The 24,213-nt window shown below is 67.0% G+C and carries 21 protein-coding genes; 7 read left to right on the top strand and 14 right to left on the bottom strand.

The window, feature by feature from the left end; translation table 11 throughout:
* Positions 1-3: 3 nt before the first annotated feature.
* From folE2 to ACUDP5_RS07845, 5 genes are all read right to left on the bottom strand, one after another.
* Positions 4-801: a GTP cyclohydrolase FolE2 gene (gene folE2 / locus ACUDP5_RS07865; RefSeq protein WP_006393713.1), complete on the bottom strand. Its 798-nt coding sequence runs from the start codon at positions 799-801 to the stop codon at positions 4-6.
* A 187-nt stretch (positions 802-988) separates the two neighbouring features.
* Positions 989-2,851 carry a 1-deoxy-D-xylulose-5-phosphate synthase gene (gene dxs, locus ACUDP5_RS07860; protein ID WP_263915006.1) on the bottom strand — a complete coding sequence of 621 codons (1,863 nt, stop codon included), beginning with the start codon at positions 2,849-2,851 and terminating at the stop codon, positions 989-991.
* Positions 2,852-2,904: 53 nt separating this feature from the next.
* A complete protein-coding gene (locus ACUDP5_RS07855) occupies positions 2,905-3,816 on the bottom strand; it encodes a polyprenyl synthetase family protein (RefSeq protein WP_445658501.1) in 912 nt (303 codons plus the stop codon).
* Positions 3,817-3,823: 7 nt separating this feature from the next.
* The gene (locus ACUDP5_RS07850) at positions 3,824-4,090 is read right to left on the bottom strand and encodes an exodeoxyribonuclease VII small subunit (protein ID WP_183003973.1); all 267 of its coding nucleotides are present in this window, start codon (positions 4,088-4,090) and stop codon (positions 3,824-3,826) included.
* Between the two features lie 82 nt (positions 4,091-4,172).
* The gene (locus tag ACUDP5_RS07845) at positions 4,173-5,027 is read right to left on the bottom strand and encodes an IclR family transcriptional regulator (protein ID WP_263915004.1); all 855 of its coding nucleotides are present in this window, start codon (positions 5,025-5,027) and stop codon (positions 4,173-4,175) included.
* Between the two features lie 89 nt (positions 5,028-5,116).
* Between ACUDP5_RS07845 and ACUDP5_RS07840 the strand changes: the two genes are divergently transcribed.
* The 3 genes from ACUDP5_RS07840 to ACUDP5_RS07830 all read left to right on the top strand — a co-directional run bounded on the left by ACUDP5_RS07840 (position 5,117) and on the right by ACUDP5_RS07830 (position 8,684).
* The gene (locus tag ACUDP5_RS07840) at positions 5,117-6,088 is read left to right on the top strand and encodes a Bug family tripartite tricarboxylate transporter substrate binding protein (protein WP_263915003.1); all 972 of its coding nucleotides are present in this window, start codon (positions 5,117-5,119) and stop codon (positions 6,086-6,088) included.
* A 163-nt stretch (positions 6,089-6,251) separates the two neighbouring features.
* Positions 6,252-7,262 (top strand): acyltransferase, encoded by a 1,011-nt coding sequence (locus ACUDP5_RS07835; RefSeq protein ID WP_445658500.1) that lies wholly within the window; start codon positions 6,252-6,254, stop codon positions 7,260-7,262.
* A 273-nt stretch (positions 7,263-7,535) separates the two neighbouring features.
* A complete protein-coding gene (locus tag ACUDP5_RS07830; RefSeq protein WP_445658499.1) occupies positions 7,536-8,684 on the top strand; it encodes an aromatic ring-hydroxylating oxygenase subunit alpha in 1,149 nt (382 codons plus the stop codon).
* An 86-nt stretch (positions 8,685-8,770) separates the two neighbouring features.
* Here the strand turns inward: ACUDP5_RS07830 and ACUDP5_RS07825 are convergent, their stop codons facing one another.
* The 5 genes from ACUDP5_RS07825 to ACUDP5_RS07805 form a co-directional block, all read right to left on the bottom strand.
* On the bottom strand, positions 8,771-9,901 hold the full coding sequence (locus ACUDP5_RS07825) for a TIGR03364 family FAD-dependent oxidoreductase (protein WP_445658498.1): 1,131 nt from the start codon (positions 9,899-9,901) through the stop codon (positions 8,771-8,773).
* Between the two features lie 70 nt (positions 9,902-9,971).
* Positions 9,972-10,994, bottom strand: a complete 1,023-nt coding sequence (locus ACUDP5_RS07820; protein ID WP_445658497.1) for a putative 2-aminoethylphosphonate ABC transporter substrate-binding protein — start codon at positions 10,992-10,994, stop codon at positions 9,972-9,974.
* A 111-nt stretch (positions 10,995-11,105) separates the two neighbouring features.
* Positions 11,106-11,927: a phosphonoacetaldehyde hydrolase gene (gene phnX, locus ACUDP5_RS07815; protein WP_445658496.1), complete on the bottom strand. Its 822-nt coding sequence runs from the start codon at positions 11,925-11,927 to the stop codon at positions 11,106-11,108.
* A 26-nt stretch (positions 11,928-11,953) separates the two neighbouring features.
* Positions 11,954-13,747 carry a putative 2-aminoethylphosphonate ABC transporter permease subunit gene (locus ACUDP5_RS07810; protein WP_445658495.1) on the bottom strand — a complete coding sequence of 598 codons (1,794 nt, stop codon included), beginning with the start codon at positions 13,745-13,747 and terminating at the stop codon, positions 11,954-11,956.
* Entirely contained in the window at positions 13,725-14,855 is a 1,131-nt protein-coding gene (locus ACUDP5_RS07805; protein ID WP_263914996.1) for a putative 2-aminoethylphosphonate ABC transporter ATP-binding protein, read from the bottom strand. Before ACUDP5_RS07805 ends, ACUDP5_RS07810 begins: the two co-directional genes overlap by 23 nt.
* Positions 14,856-15,004: 149 nt before the next feature.
* Between ACUDP5_RS07805 and ACUDP5_RS07800 the strand changes: the two genes are divergently transcribed.
* Positions 15,005-15,868 (top strand): LysR family transcriptional regulator, encoded by an 864-nt coding sequence (locus tag ACUDP5_RS07800; protein ID WP_025140246.1) that lies wholly within the window; start codon positions 15,005-15,007, stop codon positions 15,866-15,868.
* A gap of 51 nt (positions 15,869-15,919) precedes the next feature.
* On the top strand, positions 15,920-16,489 hold the full coding sequence (locus tag ACUDP5_RS07795; protein WP_199168544.1) for a phosphonate degradation HD-domain oxygenase: 570 nt from the start codon (positions 15,920-15,922) through the stop codon (positions 16,487-16,489).
* A 12-nt stretch (positions 16,490-16,501) separates the two neighbouring features.
* Here the strand turns inward: ACUDP5_RS07795 and ACUDP5_RS07790 are convergent, their stop codons facing one another.
* Both ACUDP5_RS07790 and ACUDP5_RS07785 read right to left on the bottom strand, forming a co-directional pair.
* Positions 16,502-17,353: a sulfurtransferase gene (locus ACUDP5_RS07790; RefSeq protein WP_445658494.1), complete on the bottom strand. Its 852-nt coding sequence runs from the start codon at positions 17,351-17,353 to the stop codon at positions 16,502-16,504.
* Between the two features lie 36 nt (positions 17,354-17,389).
* Positions 17,390-18,244, bottom strand: coding sequence for a DMT family transporter (locus tag ACUDP5_RS07785; RefSeq protein ID WP_263914994.1), 855 nt, complete (start codon positions 18,242-18,244; stop codon positions 17,390-17,392).
* A gap of 152 nt (positions 18,245-18,396) precedes the next feature.
* Between ACUDP5_RS07785 and htpX the strand changes: the two genes are divergently transcribed.
* The gene (htpX, locus tag ACUDP5_RS07780; RefSeq protein ID WP_263914993.1) at positions 18,397-19,278 is read left to right on the top strand and encodes a protease HtpX; all 882 of its coding nucleotides are present in this window, start codon (positions 18,397-18,399) and stop codon (positions 19,276-19,278) included.
* Positions 19,279-19,376: 98 nt separating this feature from the next.
* On the opposite strand, the gene ACUDP5_RS07775 is transcribed toward htpX, so the two are convergent.
* Positions 19,377-20,768, bottom strand: coding sequence for an L-serine ammonia-lyase (locus ACUDP5_RS07775; RefSeq protein WP_263914992.1), 1,392 nt, complete (start codon positions 20,766-20,768; stop codon positions 19,377-19,379).
* Positions 20,769-20,943: 175 nt separating this feature from the next.
* Between ACUDP5_RS07775 and ACUDP5_RS07770 the strand changes: the two genes are divergently transcribed.
* On the top strand, positions 20,944-22,605 hold the full coding sequence (locus ACUDP5_RS07770) for a Na/Pi cotransporter family protein (RefSeq protein WP_445658493.1): 1,662 nt from the start codon (positions 20,944-20,946) through the stop codon (positions 22,603-22,605).
* 56 nt (positions 22,606-22,661) lie between these two features.
* Here ACUDP5_RS07770 and ACUDP5_RS07765 read toward each other — a convergent pair whose 3' ends face one another.
* Positions 22,662-23,654, bottom strand: a complete 993-nt coding sequence (locus ACUDP5_RS07765; protein WP_263915840.1) for an IS110 family transposase — start codon at positions 23,652-23,654, stop codon at positions 22,662-22,664.
* Between the last annotated feature and the right edge of the window lie 559 nt (positions 23,655-24,213).

Raw genomic sequence — 24,213 nt, 5'->3', positions numbered from 1 at the left:
GGCTCAGCCTTCCACCACGGCGTAAGCCGAGTGGTTGTGGATCGATTCGAAGTTCTCGGCTTCGACGCGGTAGCGCGCGATGCCGGGGTGGGCGTTCAGGCGAGCCGCCACGTCGCGCACCAGGTCTTCGACGAACTTGGGGTTGTCGTAGGCGCGTTCGGTGACGTATTTCTCGTCGGGGCGCTTGAGCAGGCCCCAGAGTTCACACGAGCCTTCGTCTTCGATCAGGCGGATGACGCCGTCCATGCTGATGTCGGATTCCAGGATGGCCGAAACCGTGACGTGCGAACGCTGGTTGTGCGCGCCGTACTCGGAAATGGCCTTGGAACACGGGCACAGGCTGGTCACGGGCACCTGCACCACCAGCTCGAACTCGACCTGGTCGCCCTGAGCGCGGGCGATCCACTGGACTTCGTAGTCCAGCAGGCTTTGCACGCCGGAGATCGGGGCGGACTTGTTGATGAAGTACGGGAAAGCGGCCGTGATGTCGCCGCGTTCGGCGTGCAGCAGCGGCAGCATGTCCGCGGCCATGGCGCGGAACAGCGTCGGCGTCATGGGGGTGCTGCGGTACTTTTCGAGCAGGGCCACGAAGCGGGACATATGCGTCCCTTTTTCTTCGGGGGGCAGCGCCACGGTCAGGGTCCAGTTGGCCACGGTGCCCTGGGGCGACCCGTCGGCGTTCTCGATGAGCATGGGGTGGCGCACGCCACGGATGCCCACGCGCTGGATCGGGATGTGCCGCGTATCCGCCGAGCTCTGGACGTCGGGCATCACGATGGCGGGGTCGATCGGAGAATTCATGTCGGCTTACCTGTCTGGGCGACGAGCGTGGCGTAAGCACGCAGACCCAGGAATCTTTAAGAGGGGGCCATTATCGCCCAAAGTCCAACGAGCGCCAGGGAAAACCCTTTCATTCGTAGGCCGACGGGGCCGGAACACACTGTTTCGCCAGGCGGGCCAAATACGACGCTGGCCCGCCCGCCAGCGGTCAGCCCAACAGCGCGGCGTAGCGTGTGCGGACCGATTGCTCGATGCCGGCGGCATCCAGGCCGATACCGGCCAGGAGCGCCAGTTGGTCGCCGTGGTCGATGAATTCGTCCGGAAAGCCCAGTTGCAGGACGGGAATCAGCACGCCTTCGGCGCTGAGCACTTCCAGCACGGCGCTGCCGGCCCCGCCCATGACGGAGGCGTCTTCGATCGTGACCAGCGCGTCGTGGCGGCTGGCCAGATCCAGGATCAGGGCGCGGTCGATGGGTTTGACAAAGCGCATGTCGGCCACGGTGGCGTCCAGTTTTTCGGCTGCGGCCAGCGCGGGCTGCACCAGGGTGCCGAAGCCCAGGATGGCGATCTTGCGGCCTTCGCGTCGCACCACGCCGCGGCCGATCTCGACCGTATCCAGGCCGGGCGCTTCGACGGCACCACACCCCGCGCCGCGCGGATAACGCACCGACGCCGGGCCCGGATACTGATAACAGGTGGACAGCAGCAGGCGGGTCTCGGCCTCGTCGGACGGGGTCGCGACCACCATGTTGGGCACGCAGCGCAGGAAGGCCGTGTCGTAGTTGCCCGCATGGGTGGCGCCGTCGGCGCCGACGATGCCGGCGCGATCAAGCGCGAAGGTGACGTCCAGGTTCTGCAAGGCCACGTCGTGGATGAACTGATCGTAGCCGCGCTGCATGAACGTGGAATAGATGGCCACCACCGGCTTTTGCGCTTCGCAGGCGATGCCGGCGGCGAAGGTCACGGCGTGCTGCTCGGCGATGCCGACATCGAAGTAGCGCAAGGGAAAGCGCTTTTCGAATTCGACCAGGCCGCTGCCCTCGCGCATGGCGGGGGTGACGGCGACCAGGCGGGAATCCTGCTCGGCCATGTCGCACAGCCAGGTGCCGAACACCTGGGTGAAAGTGCGCTTGCCCGGCGCCTTCGATTGCTGGATGCCCACGGCGGGGTCGAACTTGCCCGGGCCGTGATACAGCACCGGATCGGCTTCGGCCAGCTTGTAGCCCTGCCCTTTCTTGGTGACCACGTGCAGGAACTGCAGGCCTTGCAGCGCCTTCAGGTTCTGCAACGTGGGGACCAGCGCATCCAGGTCGTGGCCGTCGATGGGCCCGACGTAGTTGAAGCCGAATTCCTCGAACAGCGTGGCCGGCGTGACCATGCCCTTGGCGTGCTCTTCGAAGCGTCGCGCCAGCTCCAGCACCGGCGGCACGTGCTGCAGCACGGCGCGGCCGACGTTCTTGGCGGCGGCGTAGAAACGGCCGGACATCAGGCGGGCCAGGTAGCGGTTCAGCGCCCCCACCGGCGGCGAGATCGACATGTCGTTGTCGTTCAGGATCACCAGCAGGTTGATGTTGGGCGTGACGCCGGCGTTGTTCATGGCCTCGAAGGCCATGCCCGCCGACATCGCGCCATCGCCGATGACGGCGATGTGCTGGCGTTGCACGCCCGCGTTGCGCGAGGCCACCGCCATGCCCAGCGCGGCCGAGATCGAGGTGGACGAGTGCGCGGTGCCGAAGGCGTCGTACTCGGATTCGCTGCGCTTGGGAAAGCCCGAAATGCCGCCCTGCTGGCGCAGCTTGGCCATGCCGGCGCGGCGGCCGGTCAGGATCTTGTGCGGGTAGGACTGGTGGCCCACGTCCCAGACGATGCGATCATGCGGCGTATCGAAGACCTGGTGCAGCGCCAGCGTGAGTTCCACGGTGCCCAGGTTCGACGACAGATGGCCGCCGGTCTTGGAGACCGACTCCAGCACGAAGCCGCGCAACTCGTCGGCCAGCCGCTTGAGCTCGCGACGATCCAGGCGCTTGAGGTCTGCCGGGGATTGAATGCGGTCCAGTAAATCTGTCGTCATGCTTGTATGGGGTTCGTTTGCCCGGCCTGCAGTCAGCCCGGACGGGTCACGGTTCAGCGATCTCGAAGGACGATGAAATCTGCCAGCTGGGCCAGGCGCATGCCGGCGTCACCCAGCGGTTCAAGCGCGGCCAACGCGGTTTCGCGCAGTTCGCCGGCGAAAACACGGGCCTCGTCCAGGCCCAGCAGCGACACGTAGGTGGGCTTGTTTTCGGCGGCGTCCTTGCCCGGGGTCTTGCCCAGGCTGGCGGAATCGGCAGTGACGTCGAGAATGTCGTCCACCACCTGGAAGGCCAGGCCCATCGCTTGCGCGTAGACATCCAGCGCCTGACGCGAAGCCGAGCTGGCGCCCGCCACGATGCCGCCCAGCGCCACGCTGCACGCCAGCAAGGCGCCGGTCTTCATGCCGTGCATCATTTGCAGTTCGTCGCGCGACAGCGCCCGGCCGACACTGAACAGGTCGATGGCCTGCCCGCCGGCCATGCCCTGGCTGCCTGCCGCGCGCGCCAGCGACTGGGTCGCCTGCACGATCAGGGCAGGCGCGATCGGCATGGACGCCAGCAGGTCGAAGGCGAGCGGCTGCAGCGCATCGCCGGCCAGCATGGCGGTGGCTTCGTCGAATTGCACATGGGTGGTGGGGCGGCCGCGGCGCAGGACGTCGTCATCCATGCAGGGCAGGTCGTCGTGCACCAGGGAATAGGCGTGGATCAGTTCGACCGCGGCTGCGGCGCGATCCAGCGAGGCCTCGACGGCCAGCACGCTGCCGCTGACCGGGCAGGCCTGGCCTGCGGCGTAGACCAGCGCGGCACGCACCCGCTTGCCGCCACCGAGGACGGCGTAGCGCATGGCTTCATGCAGGCGGGCAGGCGTGGCGTCGACGGGCGGCAGCAGATCGTCGAGCACATCTTCGATGTGCCGCACACGGCCTTGCAACCACTCGGGGAAAGCGAGTTGAGTTTGCTTCATCCGATTCTTATTCGTCATCCAGCGCCGCCGGGTCCAGGGGGCGCAGCAAATCGCCTTCCAGGACCTTTACCTGCTGTTCGGCCTGGGCCAAGCGGTCCTGGCAGACCCGCGTCAGCTCAACGCCGCGCCGATAGGCGGCCAGCGATTGCTCAAGCGGCAACGAGCCGTCTTCCATGGCCGCGACCAGCGATTCCAGTTCGGCCAGCGCCGTTTCGAAATCCTGGGGCAAGGGACGGTCGCCGGTCTGCGGATCAGCTTGTGTGGGTTTGGCCAAACGGGTCTCCGAGGGCGCTAGGGGTGGATCAATCCGTGAATTGTACGAGATACCAGGACCACGCCCCGATGCGCCACTTTGCTCAGTCGGACGAGCCCGCGAGCCCCGCGATGGCGGCCCGCAGTGCCGGCGCCACCTGCGTGCGCAGGCCGGCTTCGGGCAACAGGCCCGCGGGGCCGCCACAGCTCATGACGAATACCCCTTCGCCCGTGACGGACGTGAACGGGACCGCCACCGCATTGATGCCGGACTGCCATTCGCCGATGGCGAAGCAGCAGCCGGTGTCGGCCAGCTCGGCGCGTGCGCGTTCGATCGCCGCCGCCGCGGGCGCAGCCGCGCCCAGACGGTCCAGCACCTCGGCGCAGGCGGCGGGCGGCAGGCTGGCCAGGTAGGCCCGGCCCATGGCGCTGTCCAGGCTGGCGCGGTAGCCCACCGGCAGGCGCAGGTACAGCGCGGACGAGCCGTGGATGGCCTCGACGTAGGTCATGGCGTCGCCGTCGAACGCGCCCAGCGCCACCGCGCCGCCGGTTTCCCGCGCCAGGTCGGTCATCGACGCCTTGGCCAGCTCGCGCACTTCCAGCCCGGCCAAGAGGCCAAAGCCCAGCGCCAGCACGCCATAGCCCGGCGAATACTTGCCGGTGTCCGGGTGGTAGCGCAGGTAGCCCAGCTCGGTGAGGGTGTAGGTGATGCGGCTGATGGTGGGCTTGGGCAGGCCGGTCAGGCGGGCCAGGTCCAGATTGCCCAGCGCGGCCACGCCGGGCCGAAAGCAACGCAGGACTTCCAGCCCGCGCGCCAGCGCGGTGATGAAGTCGGGCGACACCGGCCCCTCGCCCACGGCGCCGGCTCGCTTGCGGCGGGCGGGGGCGCTCAGCTCCAGCTTCTGGTCTGGCTTGGCGGCGGGATGGGGGATGCGCTTGGGGTCAGAAAAAGATTGCATTTCTATTCGCTTCGTTTTTATAGTTTATTTCGAATGCCAAAACTAAATTCCAATATACGGAATATTAAACGTGATTTCAAGGGGAAAACATGATTCGCAAACGCTACAAATTCCTGGCCGCCCTGCTGCTCGGCGTGGCCGCCCTGGGCGGCGCCCAGGCCGACACCTATCCGTCGCGCCCCATCAAGGTGGTGTCGCCCTTCCCGGCCGGCGGCGCCACGGACGTGCTGACCCGCGTGCTGGCCGAACGCATGGCCAAGACGCTGGGCCAGCCGATGATCGTCGAGAACAAGGCCGGCGCGGGCACCTCGATCGGCGCGGCCTTCGTCTCGCGTGAAGCGCCGGATGGCTACACCATCCTGATGGCCACCAATTCCACCCTGGTGACCAACCGCTATCTGTATAAGGAACTGCCCTACGATCCCGACGGCTTTGCGCCGATCGGCATGGTGGGCATCGGCCCGCTGGTGCTGCTGTCCAGCCCCAAGCGGCCGTTCAACAGCACCCAGGACATCGTGGCCTACGCCAGGCAGAACCCGGGCAAGCTGACCTTCGCCACGTTCGGTGCCGGCACCTCGTCGCACCTGGCCGGCGAACTGTTCAAGCAACGCGCGGGTATCGACATCCTGCACGTGCCGTTCAAGGGCGCGACCCAGGCGCTGCCCGCCCTGATCAGCGGCGACGTGGACCTGTTCTTCGACATGGTCGCCACCGGCATGCCGCAGGCCGAGGCCGGCAAGGTCAAGGTGTTCGGCATCACCAGCCCCACCCGCCTGGCCACCGAACCCAATCTGGCAACGCTGGCCGAACAGGGCTACCCCGCGTTCGACATGACCGCCTGGTTCAGTTTCGTGGCGCCCAAGGGCACGCCCGCGCCGGTGCTGGACAAGTTGCAGACGGCGCTGACCGAGACGCTGAAGGACGAGGCGGTGCGCAAGCGCCTGCTGGACATGGGCATCGACCCGCGCTCCGGCACCGCAGCCGAGCTGGACAAGCAGGTCAAGACCGAACAGCCCATCGTGTCGCAATTGATCAAGCACGCCAACATCGTGCTGCAGTGAGTCTTGCGGCACTCCGTCACGCGGCAACAAGACTGCCCGCGCGGTTTCCTGAAAAAACAGGCCCTAACGCCTGGATACAGAACCCGCGCCGCCCCGGCTGCTAAGGTGAAAAACGAAGGCGGGCGCCCCGCCCGCCCCCGTTACACCGACGCCCGGGAGCCCGATGCCACAGACCGATGACCGCTACGCCCGACTGGATGCCGCCCGTTGGCTGGCCGCCGCCGCGGTGGTGCTGCTGCACAGCGCCGCCCTGATCGTCAGCGACCCCTCGGCCTACGGCCACGGCGCCTGGCTGGCCGCCAATCTGTATGACTCGGCGGCCCGCTGGTGCGTGCCGGTGTTCGTGATGGTCAGCGGCGCGCTGCTGCTGGACCCGTCCAAGCCGCAGGATGCGCGCCGGTTCTACACCCGGCGCATGGCGCGGATCTGCGCGCCGCTGGTGTTCTGGACCCTCTTCTACCTGCTGTGGCGCACGGGCCTGGACTGGTGGGACGACGGCCGCGTGGACGTTTCGTTCTGGCCCCGCAAGGTCGCCCAGGGCGAGCCCTACTACCACCTCTGGTACCTCTACATGATCGTGGGCCTGTACCTGTTCGCGCCCCTGGTGCGCGCGCTGTACGTGCGCAGCACGCCGCAATCGCGGTCGTTGTGGGTGGTGGGCATCCTGGGGCTGGCCATCCTGGAAGCGTTGTACCGCCGCGCATTGGGCGCCCAGCCGGGCTTTTTCCTGACCTGGTTCCTGCCCTACCTGGGCTACTTCGTGGCGGGGCGCCAGATCTTCGATGGCGAAATGCGCATCCCGCGCCCCGCATGGGTGCTGGCCGCCAGCGTGGCCGCCACCGCCCTGGGCGTGCACGTGATGTCCAACGGCCATACGCTGGACACCTACTTCTACGACTACTTCAGCCTGACCGTGCCGTTCATGTCGCTGGCCGCGTTTCAATGGATCGTGTCGTCGCCCCGGCTGCCGCGGCTGGCCGCGCTGGCGCCGCTGACCTTCGGCGTGTATCTCATCCACCCGGTGTTCCTGGACCTGGCGCATCGCGCCGGTGCCTTCGGCGGCGGACGCAACGACGCCTGGGCCGTTCCCCTGCTGACCCTGGCCGTCTTCGGATTGTCGGCGGCCAGCAGCTGGCTGATGAGACGCCATCCGGCCACGCGCAGGCTGGTCTGAAAAACCTACGCGGCGAAGGGTTAATCGGCGGGCTGAACGGCGGGTTGATCGGCTTTTGCGCCAGGTCAAATCGGGGTGCCCCGATCTTCACCAAGCTTCACCGATCTTCACGGGCGTGGGGAAAAGGGTTGGGGTACAATTTGCGGCCCCAAGCTCAAGCCGTACTGGCTTTTCATCGCCGGGCCGCCCCGAGAACGACGCCCCCGGTGAGGGGCACTCAGCCCACAGACCTGCGGCGCTTTGGGGGAAATATTCATCCGAGCGGAGGGAATCATGACCGACATCGGTCGGATGGCACATGTTGTGCCAGCTCGCACCCAGCTACCCGTCAGTGCTTATTTTGACGAAGCCCTCTTTGCCCGCGAGCAAGAACTCATTTTCAAGCAATCCTCGCAGTACGTCGGCCACCAGAAGCTGGTGCCGGACGTCGGGGATTGGCGTACGTTGGCGCAGGAAAGCGGAGGGCGCGTGCTGGTTCGCAACCAGCACGGCGTTGAACTCATCTCAAATGTCTGCCGCCACCGCCAGGCATTGATGCTGGGCGGCCAGGCCGGCGACGTGACGGGCACCTGCAATTCGCACGGCAACCTGAAGGCCACGGGCGGCAACATCGTCTGCCCGCTGCACCGCTGGACGTACAACAACCAGGGTGAGTTGCTGGGCGCGCCGCAGTTCGACACGACGCCCTGCATGAACCTGCAGAAGTTCCGCCTGCGCGATTGCCACGGCCTGCTGTTCGAAGGCCCGCGCGATCCGGCCGCCGACATGGCGCCGCTGTTCTCGCGGCCCGAGTTCGATTTCGGCGACTACGTGCTGGACCACGTCGAAGTGCACCAGTGCAACTACAACTGGAAGACCTTCATCGAGGTCTACCTCGAGGACTACCACGTCGGCCCGTTCCATCCGGGCCTGGGCCGCTTCGTCACGTGCGACGACCTGACCTGGGAGTTCAACGACTGGTACAGCCTGCAGAAGGTCGGCGTGCACAACGCGCTGGCCCAGCCGGGTTCCGACGTGTACAAGCAATGGCACGATCGCCTGCTGTCGTTCCGCGAGGGTGACGCCCCGGATTTCGGCGCGGTCTGGGTCACGTATTTCCCGACCCACATGATCGAGCTCTATCCGCACGTGCTGGTGCTGTCGACGCTCTACCCCAAGAGCCCGCAGGAAACCGTGAACGTGGTCGAGTTCTACTACCCCGAGGAAATCGCCGCCTTCGAGCGCGAATTCGTCGAGGCGCAGCGCGCGGCCTACATGGAAACGGCCATCGAAGACGACGAGATCGCCGAACGCATGGACGCCGGCCGCAAGGCCCTGATGCTGCGCGGCGTGAACGAGACCGGTCCCTACCAGTCGCCGATGGAAGACGGCATGCAGCACTTTCACGAGTGGTATCGCCGCATCATGCAGGAACGGCTGTAAAGCCCCCTTCATGACAAAAGGCCTTGCGATCGCAAGGCCTTTTTCTTTTGCTGCGGGCGCCCGCACACGATCAGCCGGCCGCCGCGTCAGCGCCCCAGCACGCCCGCCACGGTACGCTCGCCGATGGCCAGCCCCACCGTCATGCCCACGCCCGAATGCATCACCGCCACCGTCGTGGCCGTATCCACCGGCAGCACCGAGAACGGCGCCGGGCCGTGCGTGCCGTACACGCCCTGCCAACGCTCCAGCACCCGCAGCCGCGCGCCCAGCGCCTGCGACGCCAGGTCCAGCATGGCGTCGTCGATGGCCTCGTCGTTGAACGGCAACGCGTCCTGGCCGTAGCGATGCGAGTCGCCGATGATCAGTTCGCCATGCGGCGTGGGGCTGATCAGCAGATGGATGCCGTTTTCCAGCAGCATGGGGCTGCGCGCCTGGATCACGTCGCGCAGCGCCAGCGCCGACGGCAGGTCGGAAAACGCACCATAGTGCACGCAGGACAGGCCCGTCAGCAGCGGCCGGTCCAACGCCATGGGACGCGTCTCGAACGCGGCGCGCAGCATCTGCAGGCGCGTCACTTCCAGGTTCAGCGGCGCAAAGTGCTCGGGCAACAGCGTCAGGTAGTCGTGCCCCGGGCAGACGAATACGTGCGAGCCCGCGAAGTCACCCGCGGTGGTCGCAACCTGCCCTTGTTCGACGGCGCGCGCCAGCGTGCCAGTGATGAATTGCACGCCCAGCGATTCGGCCAGGTAGCGGGTGATGGCGGGCAGCGCTTCGCGCGAATAGATCTGCAGGTCGTCCTGGCCATACAGCGCGGCGCAGTGATGCGCCAACTGGCCGTCGTACAGCTTGGCCACTTCGCGGGCCGACAGCAGTTCGGCGCGATAGCCTTCCTGGCGCAGCCGGGTCTGGGCGAATTCGTCCAGCACCTCGGCTTCGTCGGCGTTGCGGGCCAACACCAGCGCGCCGTTGGCGCGAACGTGGAACTGCGCCTTGTCGGCCAGTTCCAGCCACAGCTCGCGCGCCTGCTGGGCGTGCGACAGCATCATGCCCGGCGCCTGGCCGGTCACGATGACCTGGCCGAAGTTGCGGATGGTAGCGCCGTGCGCCTGGCGGCTGCGCTCGATCACGGCCACGGACAGGCCGCGCTTGGCGGCCGCCCAGGCATGCGCGATGCCGAGCATGCCCGCGCCGACCACGATTACGTCGAATTTTTTCATCTGAATGGCAATGCGAGAAGACTGGCGGGGGAAGCGCCCGCGGGCGCTTCCCGGCTTGCGGCCCGAAGGCTTACTTCTTCTTGGGCTCGGACTTGCCGTCGTAGCGGCGGGTCCACTCGGCGATGATGCGTTCGCGATTGGTGGCGGCCCAGACGAAGTCGTTCTTGATCATGCGCTTGGTCAGGTCGGCCGGCAGGTTGGGATTGGACGTGGCGATCGAGGGAATCGCGAGCACGGCGAAGTTGGCCTTGTACAGCTCGTTGGCTTCGCGGCTGGCCGAGAAGTCAGCCAGCTTGCGCGCGGCTTCCAGGTTCTTGGTGCCCTTGACGATGGCGGTCGCTTCGACTTCCCAGCCCAGGCCTTCGGACGGGAACACGGCTTCGACCGGCGCGCCATCGGCCTTCAGCTTGGCGGCGCGGTAGTCAAACGACACGCCGATCGGGAATTCGCCGGCGGCTGCCATGTTGCAAGGCTTCGAACCCGAGTGCGTGTACGAACCGATGTTCTTGTGCAGGGCGTCCATGTAGGCCCAGCCCTTCTCTTCACCGAAGATCTGCAGCCACGCGCTGACGTCCAGGAAACCCGTGCCCGACGAGGCCGGGTTCGGCATGACGATCTTGCCGGCGTAGACCGGCTTGGTCAGGTCTTGCCACGAGGTGGGCTTGGGCAGCTTCTGCTTTTCGGCTTCGACGGTGTTAAAGCAGATGGCGGCGGCAAAGCCGTCCATGCCGACCCAGGTGGGCTCGGCCTTGGCATCGCGCATGTTGGCGGCGATCTGGTCCAGGCCCTTGGGGGCGTAGGGCTGCAGCATGCCTTCCTTGTCCATCAGGCCCAGCGAGGTGCCGGCCAGGCCCCAGATGACGTCGGCCTTGGGGTTGTTCTTCTCGGCCAGCAGCTTGGCGGTGATGATGCCGGTGGAATCACGGACCCACTGGATCTTGATGTCGGGATTGGCCTTTTCGAAGGCAGCCTGGTAGACCTTGATCTGGTCCGCTTCCAGCGCCGTGTAGACGGTCAGCGAGGTTTCGGCGGACGCGGCGCCCATCGTGCCCATCAGGGCGGCGGACAGTGCAAGCAGCTTGAAGCGATTCATGAGGAAACTCCGTGGGTGAGCGGAAAAAAGCGTGAGTCGGGGCGCCACGGCGGGCGCATGCCTGCCGCGGTGCAGTGCGAAAAAGGGTTCAACGGTCGTTCGGTGGCGGCCTCAGGGACGCTGCCCCGCCGCCAGGCGGGTCTCGATATCGGCGATGACGCCGGGCAGGTCTGCCACGGTGTCGATCAGGTAATGCGGCGCGGCAGGGGCCAGTTCCTGGCTGGCGCGATCGCGCGCCTGCTGGCGGCCGGCGTCATCCAGGCTCAGGTATTCGTCCAGCGTCAGGCCGGCGGCGTTGCCGGACAGCAGCAGGCCGACCGTCCACATGCCGGCGCGGCGGCCTTCTTCGATGCCGGGGGCGGTGTCGTCGACCTTGATGCAGCCGGCGACGTCGGACAGGCCCAGTTCCACCACGTTCTTGAGCGCCATGGCGGGCGCCGGACGGGCTCGCGGCACGTCGTCGCTGGCGACGATGCAATCGGGTTCCAGGCCTTCGCTGGCGGCGCGTTCCACCACGCGGCGCATCACGCTGCCGGGGTAGCCCGAGCACGAGCCGATTCTCAGGCCGCGCTGGCGCAGCGCGCGCAGCAGCTCGGCGGCGCCGGGGATGGCAGCCGAGTATTGCGCCACCTTGTCCAGTTGCATCGGCAGGAAGCGTTCGTAGATGGCGGTCACGTCGTCATCGGTGGGCAGGCGGCCGAACTGGGCCTGGTACTGCCGGGCGATGGCGGGCTCGTCGCACAGGGCGCGGATGTGGTCCCACTTGCCCACGCCCATCGGGCCGCGGGCCTGTTCCAGCGTCACTTCCATGCTGAACTGCGCGAAGGCATCCACGAACACCTTGGTGGGCGCGAAGGAACCGAAGTCCACCAGCGTGCCGGCCCAGTCGAAAATCACCGCTTCCAGGCGGACGGGCAAGGGCGAAACAGTCATGAGGGTCTTCCTTCAGAAGTATTCAATCAAAGGGCGGCGGGACGGCGCCAGGCCTGGCTGCGCGCCACCAGGGCGCGGCTGGCCAGGTGCAGCGCCAGCGCCGCGACCGCCGAGCTGGCCATGATCACCGTGCACATGGCGGCGGCCGGACCGATGAAGCCGGCGTCATCCATGTTCAGCACCGCAACGGCGGCCAGCACCGTGTTCGGGCTGTACAGGAACACCACGGCCGACACGGTGGTCATGGCCGAGACGAACAGGTAGCGCGCCACATCCAGCGCGGCCGGCAGGCACATCGGCAGCGTCACGCGCACGAAGGTGGTCAGACGCGGCACTTTCAGCGAGGCGGACGCGGCTTCGAATTCCGGGTCCAGCGCGTTCAAGGCGGTCGCGGCCGTGAGGTGGGCGCTGGTGTAGAAGTGCACCACTGTGCACAGCACCAGCAGCGGCATGGTGCCGTACAGCAGGTTCAGCGGATTGGCGGGGCTGTTGAAGAAGAAGATGTAGCCCAGGCCCAGCACCAGGCCCGGCACGGCCATCGGCATCAGCGCCAGCATGCCGACCGTGCCGCGCAGCCCGCGCGCCACCGTGCCGCGGGCCGGCACCTTTTCCATCATCCAGGCGCCCAGGAACACCACCACAGTACCCAGCACGGCCGTGCAGAACGCCAGTTCCAGGCTGTTGCGCCAGGCCAGCCAGCCCCCGCCGTCCATATTGTCGAAATCGTACGAACGCAGCGACATCGACAGGTTGTACGGCCACATCTTCACGAACGAGGCCCACACGGCCACGCCGATGATCAACAGCAGGAAACCCGCCATCACGCCGGCCAGCAGCAGGAAGGCCGCGTCACGACGGCGGTTGACGCCCGCCGCGTAGGGCTGGGCGCGGCCGCTCATCTGGGCGCCCTGGCGGGCACGCAGGCGGCGGTCCAGCACGAAGGTCAGCACGGCGGGCAAGAGCAGCAGGATGCCGATGGCGGCGCCCTTGGGGAAGTTCAACTGGCCGACCACGGCCTTGTAGGCTTCCATCGCCAGCACGTTGTAGTCGCCGCCCACCACCTTGGGCACGCCGAAATCGGTGACGGTCAGCGTGAACACGACGCAGCAGGCCGAGAACACGGCATAGCGGGTGCCAGGCAGCGTCACCGTCATGAAGGTGCGCAGCGAGCCCGCGCCCATGGCGCGCGCCGCGTCGTACAGACGGCCGTCGGCCAGCGCCAGGCCGGTCAACAGGATCATCAGGGCATGCGGAAAGGTGTAGAAGACCTCGCCGGCCACGATGCCCCAGAAGCCATAGATGGTGGCGCCACCGAACAGGCCCTTGAGCAGGCCCTGGTTGCCCAGCAGGTACACCAGCGCAATGCCGGGCAGCAGCGACGGCGCCAGCAGCGGCAACAGCGCAATGGTGCGCAGGAGGCCCTTGCCGGGAATGCGGCTGCGGGTCAGCGCGTAGGCAAAGGCGTAGGCGCACGGCACCACCAGCATCATGGTGACCGCGCCTACGGTCAGGCTGCGCCCGACCATGGCGAGAAAGCCATCGGCGCCGATGATGCCCAGCACCACCGACAGGCCGGCCCAGTCGCCATTGCCGTCGGTCACGGACTTGACCAGGATGGCCGCCAGCGGCAGGGCCAGGAACAGCAGCAGGAACAGCGCCAGGGCGGCCTGCCCCAGCGTCAGGCCCAAGCGGCCGATCCAGCCCGGCAGGGGCCGGCGGCCCAGTGGCGCAGCGACGGGCACGGCGGGGGCGGCGGCGGGCGCGGGCACGGCGGGCGCGCTGGCCGGCACCGCGGAATCAAGCGTAGGCGCGAATCGCATGGCGCGGCAGCTCCACCCAGCAACGGCTGGCAGCGTGAGGGCCCAGCAAGGCGTCTCCGGTTTCGGGGGATACGATCGAATGCACCGTGGCGCCGGGCACGCCTTCCAGGCGCAGCGCCAGGCGGTAGCCGCGGCCCAGGAACACGCCGTCCAGCACGTCGGCCAGCATGGTATTGGGTTCTTCGGGACGCGCCACGCTCACGCGCACGGCTTCGGGGCGCACGAACAGCTTGCCCACGTTGCGCTCCAGCGCCTCGTCCACCGCCAGTTCCTGGCGGCCAACCCGGGCGCGGTGCGCATCGATGCGTTCGAACGGCAACCAGTTGGCTTCGCCGACGAAATCGGCGATGAAGGCCGACCCCGGCTGGCGATACAGTTCGCGCGGCGTGCCGAACTGCTCGATGACGCCGCCATTCATGACCGCGATGCGGTCGGCCATCACCATGGCCTCTTCCTGGTCGTGCGTCACCATCAGGGTGGTGATCGACAGGCGCTTTTGCAGCGCGCGCAATTCAATGCGCAGGTGCTCGCGCACCCGGGCATCCAGCGCCGACATCGGCTCGTCCAGCAACAACAGGGACGGCGACGGCGCCAGCGCGCGGGCCAGGGCCACGCGCTGCTGCTGGCCGCCGGAAATCTGCCCCGGATATTTATGCGAGGCGCCGGCCAGCCCGACCAGCGTCAGCATTTCCTCGACCCGGTCGGCCACGTGCTTGCGATGGGCGCGCTTGCCGCTCAGGCCATAAGCCACGTTCTGGGCGACGGTCAGGTTGGGAAACAGCGCGTACGACTGGAACAGGATGCCGTAGTCGCGCTCCTGCGGCTCGGCGTGGGAAATATCACGGCCGGACAGCAGGATCTTGCCGCTGTCCTGGCGTTCCAGCCCGGCAATGGCGCGCAGCAAAGTGGTCTTGCCGCAGCCGGAGGGCCCCAGCAGGCACACCAGCTCGCCCGCCCGAATATCCAGGGACACATCGGACAGCGCCGTGTGGGCGCCAAACCGCTTGACCAGGTTGCTGACCGACAGGAAGCCCCCGCGCTGCGCTCCGCTCTGGGGCGAAGCGCCCGTCGGAATCGTGTCTGTATCGCGTTGGGGCTGTAGGGGCATGGTGCCTCCGGTCTGGGAACGAAGGCAGTATGGAAGCCGCGTATTGAGTGTTTATGACACTTCGCGCAAATGCAGTAATAAAAACATCAAATTATTTTGGTGTACTGGCGGTCTTGCGCATTGCGTCCATTACCAGGCCCCACAACACCGTGCTCGTCGCCGAACTGAAATCCTTCTATGCCGTGGCTCGCTGCGGCACCGTCACCAAGGCCGCCGCCCAGCTGGGCGTGAGCCAGCCCACGGTGACGGGGCAACTGCGCCAGTTGGAATCGCGCTATGGCGTCGAACTGTTCCACCGCCAGGGCCGCGGCATGCGCCTGTCGGACGCCGGGCACAGCCTGATGCCCATGGTGGAAAAGCTGGTACAGCAGGAAACCGAGATCGATTTCCGGCTGCGCGACGCCAGCGACCTGCGCGAAGGCAACCTGCGAGTCGGCGCCACCGGCCCCTTCTACATCATGGATACGGTGCGGCGCTACAACCAGCGCTACCCGGGCATCGACCTGACGGTGACCATCGGCAATTCGCAAAGCATGCTGCAGGCGCTGCACGACTATCGCATCGAGATTGCCACGTCGTCATTTCTGATGGATGACAAGCATCTGTACCGCCGCCTGATCGCGGCGGACCCGATCCGCGTGGTCACCCACCGTGACCACCCGCTGGCCCGGCGCGGCCAGGTGGCGCTGGCGGACCTGGCCGACCACGCGCTGCTGCTGCGCGAGCCTGGCTCGATGACCCGCCAATTGACGGAAGACGCCCTGCAGGCCGCCGGCGTCAGCGTCAAGCGCACGCTGGAAATCGGCAGCCGCGAATCGATCCGCCAGGCGATCCTGTGCGAACTGGGCATCAGCCTGATCCCGTCGCGTGAAATTCCCTCGCATCCCGATCTGGTCGCGCTGGACATCCAGGGCGCGGACATCGTGATGCATGAATACCTGTACTGCCTGCGCGAGCGCCAACCGGTGCAGCTTATCGCGCGCTTTCTGGAGATGGCGCCGGCAGCCGGCTGATCCACGGATCACTGCCCGCCTCTTCCCCTTGCGGCCACTCAGGAGACAAACATGGCCTTGACCTTGCAGGACATCGAGCAGCTTTTCCTGGAACGCGGGCACCGTTCCTATCATGGCGAATCCGTCAGTCATCTGCGGCATGCGCTGCAGACCGCGGCGCTGGCCGAACGCAACGGCGCCAACGCGCCGTTGATCACGGCCTGTCTGTTGCACGACCTGGGCCACCTGATCGCCGACCACCCCGACACTCCCACCCTGCGCGGCATCGACGACAAGCACCAGTATTTCGTGCTGCCATTCCTGCGCGGGCTGTTCAGTTCGGCGGTGCTCGACCCGATCCGGCTGCACGTGGAGGCCAAACGCTACCTCTGCTACGTGGAGCCGCAGTATGAAGCGTCGCTGTCGCAGGATTCGAAGCGCAGCCTGGCGCTACAAGGGGGCAGCTTCGATGCGGGCCAGGCGGTGGATTTCGCCAGCATGCCGGGCGCGCCGGATGCGATTCGGCTGAGGCGCTGGGACGACATGGCCAAGGTGCCCGGCCTGGCCACGCCGCCGCTGGACCACTTCCTGGAGATCGCCGAAAGCGTCTCGGGCCGGGTCAAGCTGGCGGCGGTCTGGTAAGACGAAAGGCGCTTATTCGCCCTTGGCCACCGGCCGGGACGGATCGCTGCACCATTCGCTCCAGGACCCCGGGTACAGGCGCGAACCGGACAGGCCGGCGATTTCCATCGACAGCAGGTTGTGGCAGGCGGTGATGCCCGAGCCGCACTGGTGCACGATGGCCTTGGGATCGCGGCCGTCCAGCAAGGCCGTGAATTCCTCGCGCAGCACGGCCGCGTCCTTGAAGCGGCCGTCGGCCTGCAGGTTCTGGCCGTTCGGGCGGTTCAAGGCGCCCGGAATGTGGCCGGCCACCGGGTCCATGGGCTCGACCTCGCCGCGGTAGCGGTTGGCCGCACGCGCATCGATCACGGTAAAGGCGGGCTGGGCGATGTTGTCCAGCACAGCTTTCGCGTCGACGCTGCCCACGAGCGGGGCGCCCGGCGCCACCGGCGCGCCCGCCTGCACGGCCGGCGCGGGCTCGGTCGCGGTGGGCAGGCCGGCGGCCACCCAGGCCTGCCAGCCGCCGTCCAGCACCGCGACCTGGTCGTGGCCCAGCCAGCGCAGCATCCACCACAGGTGCGCGGCGTACATGCCGCCGCTGGCGTCGTAGGCCACCACCAGGGTCTGCGGCGTCACGCCGTGCGCGGCCATCAGTGCGCCGAATTGGGCGCGGTCGGGCAGCGGATGACGGCCGTTCTTGCCGGTACGCGCCGCGGCCAGTTCGGTTTCGTGGTCCAGGTAGCGGGCACCGGGAACGTGGCCGGCGGCATAGGCCTCGCGGCCGGCGGCGTGGTTGATCAGGTCGTGGCGCACGTCGAACACGCGCACGTCCGCGGCGCCAAGGCGCGCGGCCAGGTCGGCTGCGGAAATCAGGGTCGTCGTCATCAGGCAGGCTCCTTTCGCTTCATCGGGTTCGCGGCGTCAGGCCGGCTTGGGGTCGCGCATGGTGCGCCAGACCGACAGCAGGCCCGCCGAAATGATCAGGCCCATGCCGGCCCAGGCCAGGCCATCCAGGGTGTCACCCCAGAAGCCCATGCCGATCAAGGCCGCGAAGATAATCGTGCTGTATTGCAGGGCGGCGGTCAGCAGCGCCGACCCCATGCCGAACGCGCGGGTCATGGCCAGTTGGCCGAACAGCCCTGCCACCCCCACGCCCAGCAACGATGCGTAGCCGGTCCAGTCGGCGTGGCCCCAGCCCTCGAAGCCCAGGCCGGCGAAGCTGGACGCGCAGACCGCCACCGAGAAGAACAGGACCGTGCGCCATTCGGGTTCGCCGATGCGTCCCAGTTGGCGGATCTGCATCATGGCGATGGCGGACATGGCGCCTGCGCCCAGGCCCAGCAAGGCGGCCAGCCACTGGTCTTCGTTGATGCTGGGACGCAGCACGGCGATCACGCCCAGGAAGCCCAGCGCCACGGCGGCGATGCGCACCGGGTCGCGCTGCGCCCCACCCCACCCCAGCATCCAGCAGGCAATGAACAGCGGTGCCGTGTAGTTCAGGCTGGTGGCGGTGGCCAGCGGCAGGTGGGCAATGGCGAAAAAGCCCAGCCACATCGAGGTGACGCCGGACAGGTTGCGCCAGATGTGCAGCTTCCAGCTGGTGGGAACGATGGATTGGCGGCCGGCGCGGGCCCAGAGCAGCAGCAGGATCACCGACGGCAGGCCCCGGAACAGCACCACCTGCGGCAGCGACGCGCCATGCTCGGTGCCCAGTTTCACGAACGAGCCCATGACGGCGAACATGGCGGACGCCAGCAACATCCAAAGTGCCTGCATGGGGGGATTGCGCTCAGGTGAAAGTGAGGGGGAATAAGGGAAAGCGATACTATACTCTCCGTCACCGGACGCGGCGCCGCCAGTCGGGGAACTGGCGCGGCGCCGCACAGTCAAAGCCGGGGTATTTCCCGCTCGCAGAGGAACAAAAAAACATGAAACGCATTGTCCTGTTCGTCATCACCAACCTGGCCGTCATGCTCGTGCTGTCGGCCACGCTACGCATCCTGGGTGTAGACCGCTACATCACGGCCAACGGCCTGAACCTGAACGCCCTGTTGATCTTCTCGGTGGTCGTCGGCTTCACCGGCGCGATCATCTCGCTCCTGATCAGCAAGCCCATGGCCAAATGGAGCACCGGCGCCCAGGTGCTGGATCCGAACGCCCCGCGCAACCAGCGCGAAGCCTGGCTGCTCGATACCGTCCACCAACTGGCCGACCGCGCCGGCATCGGCCGTCCCGAAGTCGCCATCTACGACGGCGCGCCCAACGCCTTCGCCACTGGCGCCTTCAAGAACGACTCGCTGGTCGCCGTGTCCACCGGCCTGCTCGAAAGCATGAGCGAAGAAGAAGTCGCCGCCGTGCTGGCCCACGAAGTGGCTCACATCGCCAACGGCGACATGGTCACCCTGACCCTGATCCAGGGCGTGGTCAACACCTTCGTCGTGTTCCTGGCCCGGGTCGTCGGCTACTTCATCGACCGCGTCGTGTTCAAGAACGAACGCGGCATCGGCCCCGGCTACTACGTCACGGTGCTGGTCTGTGAGATCATTTTCGGCATCCTGGCCTCGATCATCGTGGCCTGGTTCTCGCGCCAGCGCGAATACCGTGCCGACGCCGGCTCGGCCCACCTGATGGGCGCCCGCGAACCCATGATCCGCGCCCTGGCCCGCCTGGGCGGCCTGGAACCGGGCGAGCTGCCCAAGTCGTTCGAAGCCTCCGGCATCACCGGCAAGGGCGGCCTGGCGGCCATGTTCGCCTCGCACCCGCCGATCCCGGCCCGCATCGCCGCCCTGCAGAACGCCCGCGTGATCTGATCGCTGCCCCCCCGGGGCCGTGGCAGCCGCCACGACCCCGGGCATGAAAAATGGCCCCTTGAGCGATCAAGGGGCCATTTTGCCTGGCGTGCGTGGCATCAGCACTCGACGATGTTCACCGCCAGGCCGCCGCGCGCCGTTTCCTTGTACTTGGTCTTCATGTCAGCGCCGGTTTCGCGCATGGTCTTGATGACCGAATCCAGCGACACATAGTGCTGGCCGTCGCCGCGCAGCGCCATGCGGGCCGCGTTGACCGCCTTGATGGACGCCATGGCATTGCGCTCGATACAGGGAATCTGCACCAGACCGCCCACCGGGTCGCAGGTCAGGCCCAGGTTGTGCTCCATGCCGATCTCGGCGGCGTTCTCGACCTGCTCGACCGAGCCGCCCAGCGCAGCCGCCAGGCCTCCCGCCGCCATCGAACACGCCACGCCGACTTCGCCCTGGCAGCCGACCTCGGCGCCCGACAGCGACGCGTTGTACTTGTACAGCAGGCCCACGGCCGCCGCGGTCAGCAGGAAATCGCGCACGCCTTCGCGGTTGGAGCCGGGGACAAAGCGGTCGTAGTAGTGCAGCACCGCCGGGATGATGCCCGCCGCGCCGTTGGTGGGCGCCGTGACCACCCGGCCGCCTGCGGCGTTTTCCTCGTTGACCGCCATGGCGTACAGATTGACCCAGTCCATCACCGACAGCGGGTCGGACAGCGTGCGCTCGGCGCGCTGGGTCAGGTTGCGGTACAGCTCGGGGGCGCGGCGGCGCACCCGCAGCGGACCGGGCAATTCGCCGTCCGCCTCGGGGTAATTGATGCCACAGCCGCGCGAGACACAGTCCTGCATGACCTGCCAGATGCGGTCCAGGCCGCCTGAAATCTCGCCGGCGTCGCGCCAGGTGAGTTCGTTCTGCATCATCAGCTGCGCCACCGACAGGCCGCTTTCGCGGCACATGCCCAGCAGCTCGCGGCCGGTGCGAAACGGATACGGCAACTGGTCGTGCGCCGCGATGACCTGGCTGTTGGACGCGCCCGCCGTCACCACGAAGCCCCCGCCCACCGACAGGTAGCGGGCCTCGCGCAGCGATTCGCCGTTGGCGTCGAAGGCGTGGAATTTCATGCCGTTGGGGTGCTCGGCCATGGCTTCGCGGCGGTAGAACATCATGTGTTCCTTTTCCACGAACGGCACCGGGTAATGGCCCAGCAGCGGCAACTGGCGGCTGGCGCGCACCGACGCGATCATGCCGGCGATGGCCGCCGGGTCGACCGTGTCGGGGGCCTCGCCCATCAGGCCGAGCAGCACCCCCTTGTCGGTGCCGTGGCCCTTGCCCGTGGCGCCCAGCGAGCCGTAAAGCTCGGCGCGCACATTGGCCACCTGCGGCAACAGGCCGTCGCGTTCCAGGCCCTGCGCGAACAGCAAGGCGGCCCGCATGGGGCCGACCGTATGGGAACTGGACGGGCCTATGCCTATTTTGAACAGATCGAATACGGAAACGGCCACCAGAACTCCCATGCATCCACGAATGATCCGGCAATGATACGCGTAAGCCCCGGCCGCGCGCAGCAAAGCCCTGCGGGGCGTATGCTGTATTGCAGGAACGGGTTTCCCCACCCGCCCCGGCATGCGATCATTACAGAATTATTTCTTGTCATAAAAAGAATGGAACGACTCCAGGATGTCCGGACTTATCACCCTGCTTGACTTCGCCGGCTACGTCGCCCTGCTGCTTTGGGGCGTGCACATGGTCCAGACAGGCGTGCAGCGCGCCTTCGGCGCCGCCCTGGGCGCCGCATTGGGCCGGGCCCTGGGCACCCGCCTGCGGGCCTTTGCCGCCGGCCTGGGCATCACCGCCGCCCTCCAGAGCAGCACCGCCACCGGCTTGATGATCACCGGCTTCGCCGCTGGCGGCGTCGTCGGCCTGGTCCCCGCCCTGGCCGCCATGCTGGGTGCCAACGTCGGCACCACGCTCATCGTCCAGCTGCTGTCGTTCGACCTGACCTCGCTGGCCCCCATTTTGATCCTGGCCGGCGTATGGATGTTCCGCCGCTACCCGCCGGGACGCACCCGCGACCTGGGCCGCGTCTTCATCGGCCTGGGCCTGCTGCTGCTGTCCCTGCACCAGCTGGTCGAACTGTTCGAACCCTTCCAGACCGCCCCCATGCTGGGCATGGTCCTGGACGCCCTCGCCACCCAGCCCGTCGCCGCCGTGCTGCTGTCGGCCGCCTTCACCTGGGCCGCCCACTCCAGCGTGGCCGTCGTGGTGCTGGTCATGTCGCTGGCCAGCCACCACATGGTCGCCCCCCACGTCGCCTTCGCCCTGGTGCTGGGCGCCAACCTGGGCACCGCCATCAACCCCATGATCGAAGGCGTCACCGGCGACGACCCCGCCGCCCGCCGCCTGCCCCTGGGCAACCTGCTGACCCGCGTGCTGGGCGTCCTGGCCGGCCTGGTGCTGCTGCCCTGGCTGCAACCGCTGATGAGCGACCTGTCCAGCGACCCGGCCCGTGCCGTCGCCAACTTCCACACGCTCTTCAACGCCGTCATCGCCGTGGCGTTCCTGCCGCTTCTGGCCCCCTACGCCGCGCTGCTCACCCGCTGGCTGCCCAAACGCGCCGACCCCAACGACCCGGCCCGCCCCCAATACCTGGACGAATGGGCCCACGACGTCCCCGCCGTCGCCCTCGGCAACGCCGCTCGCGAAGCCCTGCGCATGGCCGACATGCTGCAGACCCTGCTGTTGTACGCCCGCGCCGGCTTCAAACGCGACAACCGCCACCGCATGGTCCAGGCCCGCCAGCTCGACGGCGCCCTCGACAAGCTCGAAAACGCCATCACCACCTACCTGGCCACCCTGGACCAGGAAAACATGACGCGCGACGACCTGCAGCGCATGGATGACATCCTGGCCTTCATCAGCAACATCGGCCACGCGGGCGACATCGCCCACCACGGCCTGCTCAGCCACATCGCCAAGCTGCGCAAGCAGGGCTGGACCTTCTCGCCCGAACAACGCGCCAGCCTGGACGACACGCTGGGCGAACTGATCTCCAACCAACGCCAGGCCGCCGCCCTCTTCGTCAACGACGACCTGCGCCAGGCCCGCGCCCTGGCGGGCGAAAAAGCCCGTTTCCGCACCATCGAAACCCAGGCCGCCGACACCCACCTGCAAAAAATCAAGTCCGGCCAGGTAGACGCCGCCGAAGTCGGCGCGCTCTACCTCGACATCCTGCGCGACATGAAGGGCATCAACTCCCACCTGGTAGGCGCCGCCGCCTACCCCCTGCTCGCCCGCCACGGCGAACTCCTCCCCAGCCGCCTGCGCGAATCGGAGAGTTGACAGCCCCCACGCCGCGCGCTTCGCGCTTGCTGCCCCCCGAGCAACTGTGTTTCCAGTCAAGCAGCCTGAAGGTGCAATTGGCTGTTCCATGGTTGCTGGGAGCGGGCCATGGCGTTCAGGATTCGTAGCAGCTTGTGCGAGCAAGCGACCAGAGCGACCTTCTTGGGTTTGCCGGCCGCCAGCAGACGATCGTAGAACGCCTTAATAACGGGGTTGAACCTCACCGCGCTGAGCATGGCCATATGCAGCGTGCAACGCACTATGCTGCGTCCGCCCCATATGTGGCGTTTGCCCCGTGACTTGCCTGAATCGTGGTTCAACGGTGCTAGGCCGGCCAGCTTGGCCGCTCGGGCCCCACTGATCGTTCCCAGCTCAGGCATAAATGCCAACAAGGTGGCGCAGGTCGTAATTCCGACCCCTTTTATCGCTTCAAAGCGCTTGGTCTGATCTTTGAAGTGGGTGTCCAGGTGCCCATTGATATCCTTATCCAGCTTGGATATCTGGGCATCGAGTGTCTTAATGACTGCTCGGATGCTGTCTTTAAGAACTCGGACCGCCCCGGTTAGGCGGTTCTTCTCGGCAGTGCGCATGACCATCAATTGTGCGCGACGCGTCACGAGCGCCTGCAACACCTCGACCTGCTCATCCGGTGGAGCAAACTGCACACCGACCTGGTCTGCCTTGCCAGCCAAGGTCTGGGCATAGTGCGCCAAGGCCACGGCATCAATCGCATCGGTCTTAGCCAAATGGCCCAGGCTACGCGCAAACTCGCGTGCCGCCCGCGGGTTGGCCACCGCGACCGGTAGACCATGCTGAAGCAGGTAGCACGCCAATGCTCGCTCCAGCCCCCCAGTCGCTTCGACCACGATCAGGCCAATGCGCTTGCCCTTGATCGCCTCACAAAAGGCACTGAACCCGGCTTCGTCATTGCTCGCCTCATGGGTACCCCTCACTCCATGCAAGCTCCAGACGAAATCCTTCTGGGCCATATCCACGCCTACAAAATCTACGACTTCGGTGCTGTCTTGGCTAACCATCGCGTCTGTCATGTCCCATCCTTGCAACATTCGAACTTGTCTTCGGGTAACTGTTCGGGCTTAGTGACAAACACGGCGGACTGTACGCCCCAATGCTCGGGGACGAGCTCTAGGCTCAAAGGGGGAACGGGCTGTACAGGGCCGGTCAAACGAACTTCATACCCAACACGTCAAAGCATACAAGGGGGCTGCCCGGCCTTCGGGCGGCCGGGCGGCCGGGCGGCAATGGAATGTGGACCCCCACGCCGCACACGCTTCGCGTGCTTGCTGCCCCCCGGGGGGGCTGCCCGGCCTTCGGGCGGCCGGGCGGCAATTTTTGCGTGGCGCTGTCGCTGCGCACTACAGGTCAGGCTCGCTCATCGCGTAGCTGGCACCCAAACCAAAAAATATCAGGCGAGCGCAGCGACGCCGCGCAAGCGCGCAGCGTGCATCGTCACGACGTAGCAGGATGTGTATGCCCAGAGCCGGCCGCCCGCGCGGCCGGTCTGGGCGGGCGACGCAAATCTCTCCCCCCTCCCTCGGCCTGGCAGCATCTCATTTCTCGACAACCGTAGCCCGGCGCGGGTGGTGC

This window comes from Achromobacter sp. NCFB-sbj8-Ac1-l, from assembly GCF_052695805.1.
The sequence above is the reverse complement of the archived record's forward strand: the minus strand, read 5'-3'. Positions and strand labels throughout refer to the sequence as shown.

Bases quoted from the DNA above. Each gene is read 5' to 3' on its own strand.
- ACUDP5_RS07820 (WP_445658497.1), bottom strand. From the start codon at position 10,994: ATGAATCGCTTCAAGCTGCTTGCACTGTCCGCCGCCCTGATGGGCACG.
- ACUDP5_RS07835 (WP_445658500.1), top strand. From the start codon at position 6,252: ATGCCACAGACCGATGACCGCTACGCCCGACTGGATGCCGCCCGTTGG.
- ACUDP5_RS07855 (WP_445658501.1), bottom strand. From the start codon at position 3,816: ATGAAGCAAACTCAACTCGCTTTCCCCGAGTGGTTGCAAGGCCGTGTG.
- ACUDP5_RS07840 (WP_263915003.1), top strand. From the start codon at position 5,117: ATGATTCGCAAACGCTACAAATTCCTGGCCGCCCTGCTGCTCGGCGTG.
- ACUDP5_RS07810 (WP_445658495.1), bottom strand. From the start codon at position 13,747: ATGCGATTCGCGCCTACGCTTGATTCCGCGGTGCCGGCCAGCGCGCCC.
- phnX (WP_445658496.1), bottom strand. From the start codon at position 11,927: ATGACTGTTTCGCCCTTGCCCGTCCGCCTGGAAGCGGTGATTTTCGAC.
- ACUDP5_RS07845 (WP_263915004.1), bottom strand. From the start codon at position 5,027: ATGCAATCTTTTTCTGACCCCAAGCGCATCCCCCATCCCGCCGCCAAG.
- ACUDP5_RS07770 (WP_445658493.1), top strand. From the start codon at position 20,944: ATGTCCGGACTTATCACCCTGCTTGACTTCGCCGGCTACGTCGCCCTG.
- folE2 (WP_006393713.1), bottom strand. From the start codon at position 801: ATGAATTCTCCGATCGACCCCGCCATCGTGATGCCCGACGTCCAGAGC.
- ACUDP5_RS07795 (WP_199168544.1), top strand. From the start codon at position 15,920: ATGGCCTTGACCTTGCAGGACATCGAGCAGCTTTTCCTGGAACGCGGG.
- htpX (WP_263914993.1), top strand. From the start codon at position 18,397: ATGAAACGCATTGTCCTGTTCGTCATCACCAACCTGGCCGTCATGCTC.
- ACUDP5_RS07790 (WP_445658494.1), bottom strand. From the start codon at position 17,353: ATGACGACGACCCTGATTTCCGCAGCCGACCTGGCCGCGCGCCTTGGC.
- ACUDP5_RS07785 (WP_263914994.1), bottom strand. From the start codon at position 18,244: ATGCAGGCACTTTGGATGTTGCTGGCGTCCGCCATGTTCGCCGTCATG.
- ACUDP5_RS07805 (WP_263914996.1), bottom strand. From the start codon at position 14,855: ATGCCCCTACAGCCCCAACGCGATACAGACACGATTCCGACGGGCGCT.
- ACUDP5_RS07765 (WP_263915840.1), bottom strand. From the start codon at position 23,654: ATGACAGACGCGATGGTTAGCCAAGACAGCACCGAAGTCGTAGATTTT.
- ACUDP5_RS07830 (WP_445658499.1), top strand. From the start codon at position 7,536: ATGACCGACATCGGTCGGATGGCACATGTTGTGCCAGCTCGCACCCAG.
- dxs (WP_263915006.1), bottom strand. From the start codon at position 2,851: ATGACGACAGATTTACTGGACCGCATTCAATCCCCGGCAGACCTCAAG.
- ACUDP5_RS07825 (WP_445658498.1), bottom strand. From the start codon at position 9,901: ATGAAAAAATTCGACGTAATCGTGGTCGGCGCGGGCATGCTCGGCATC.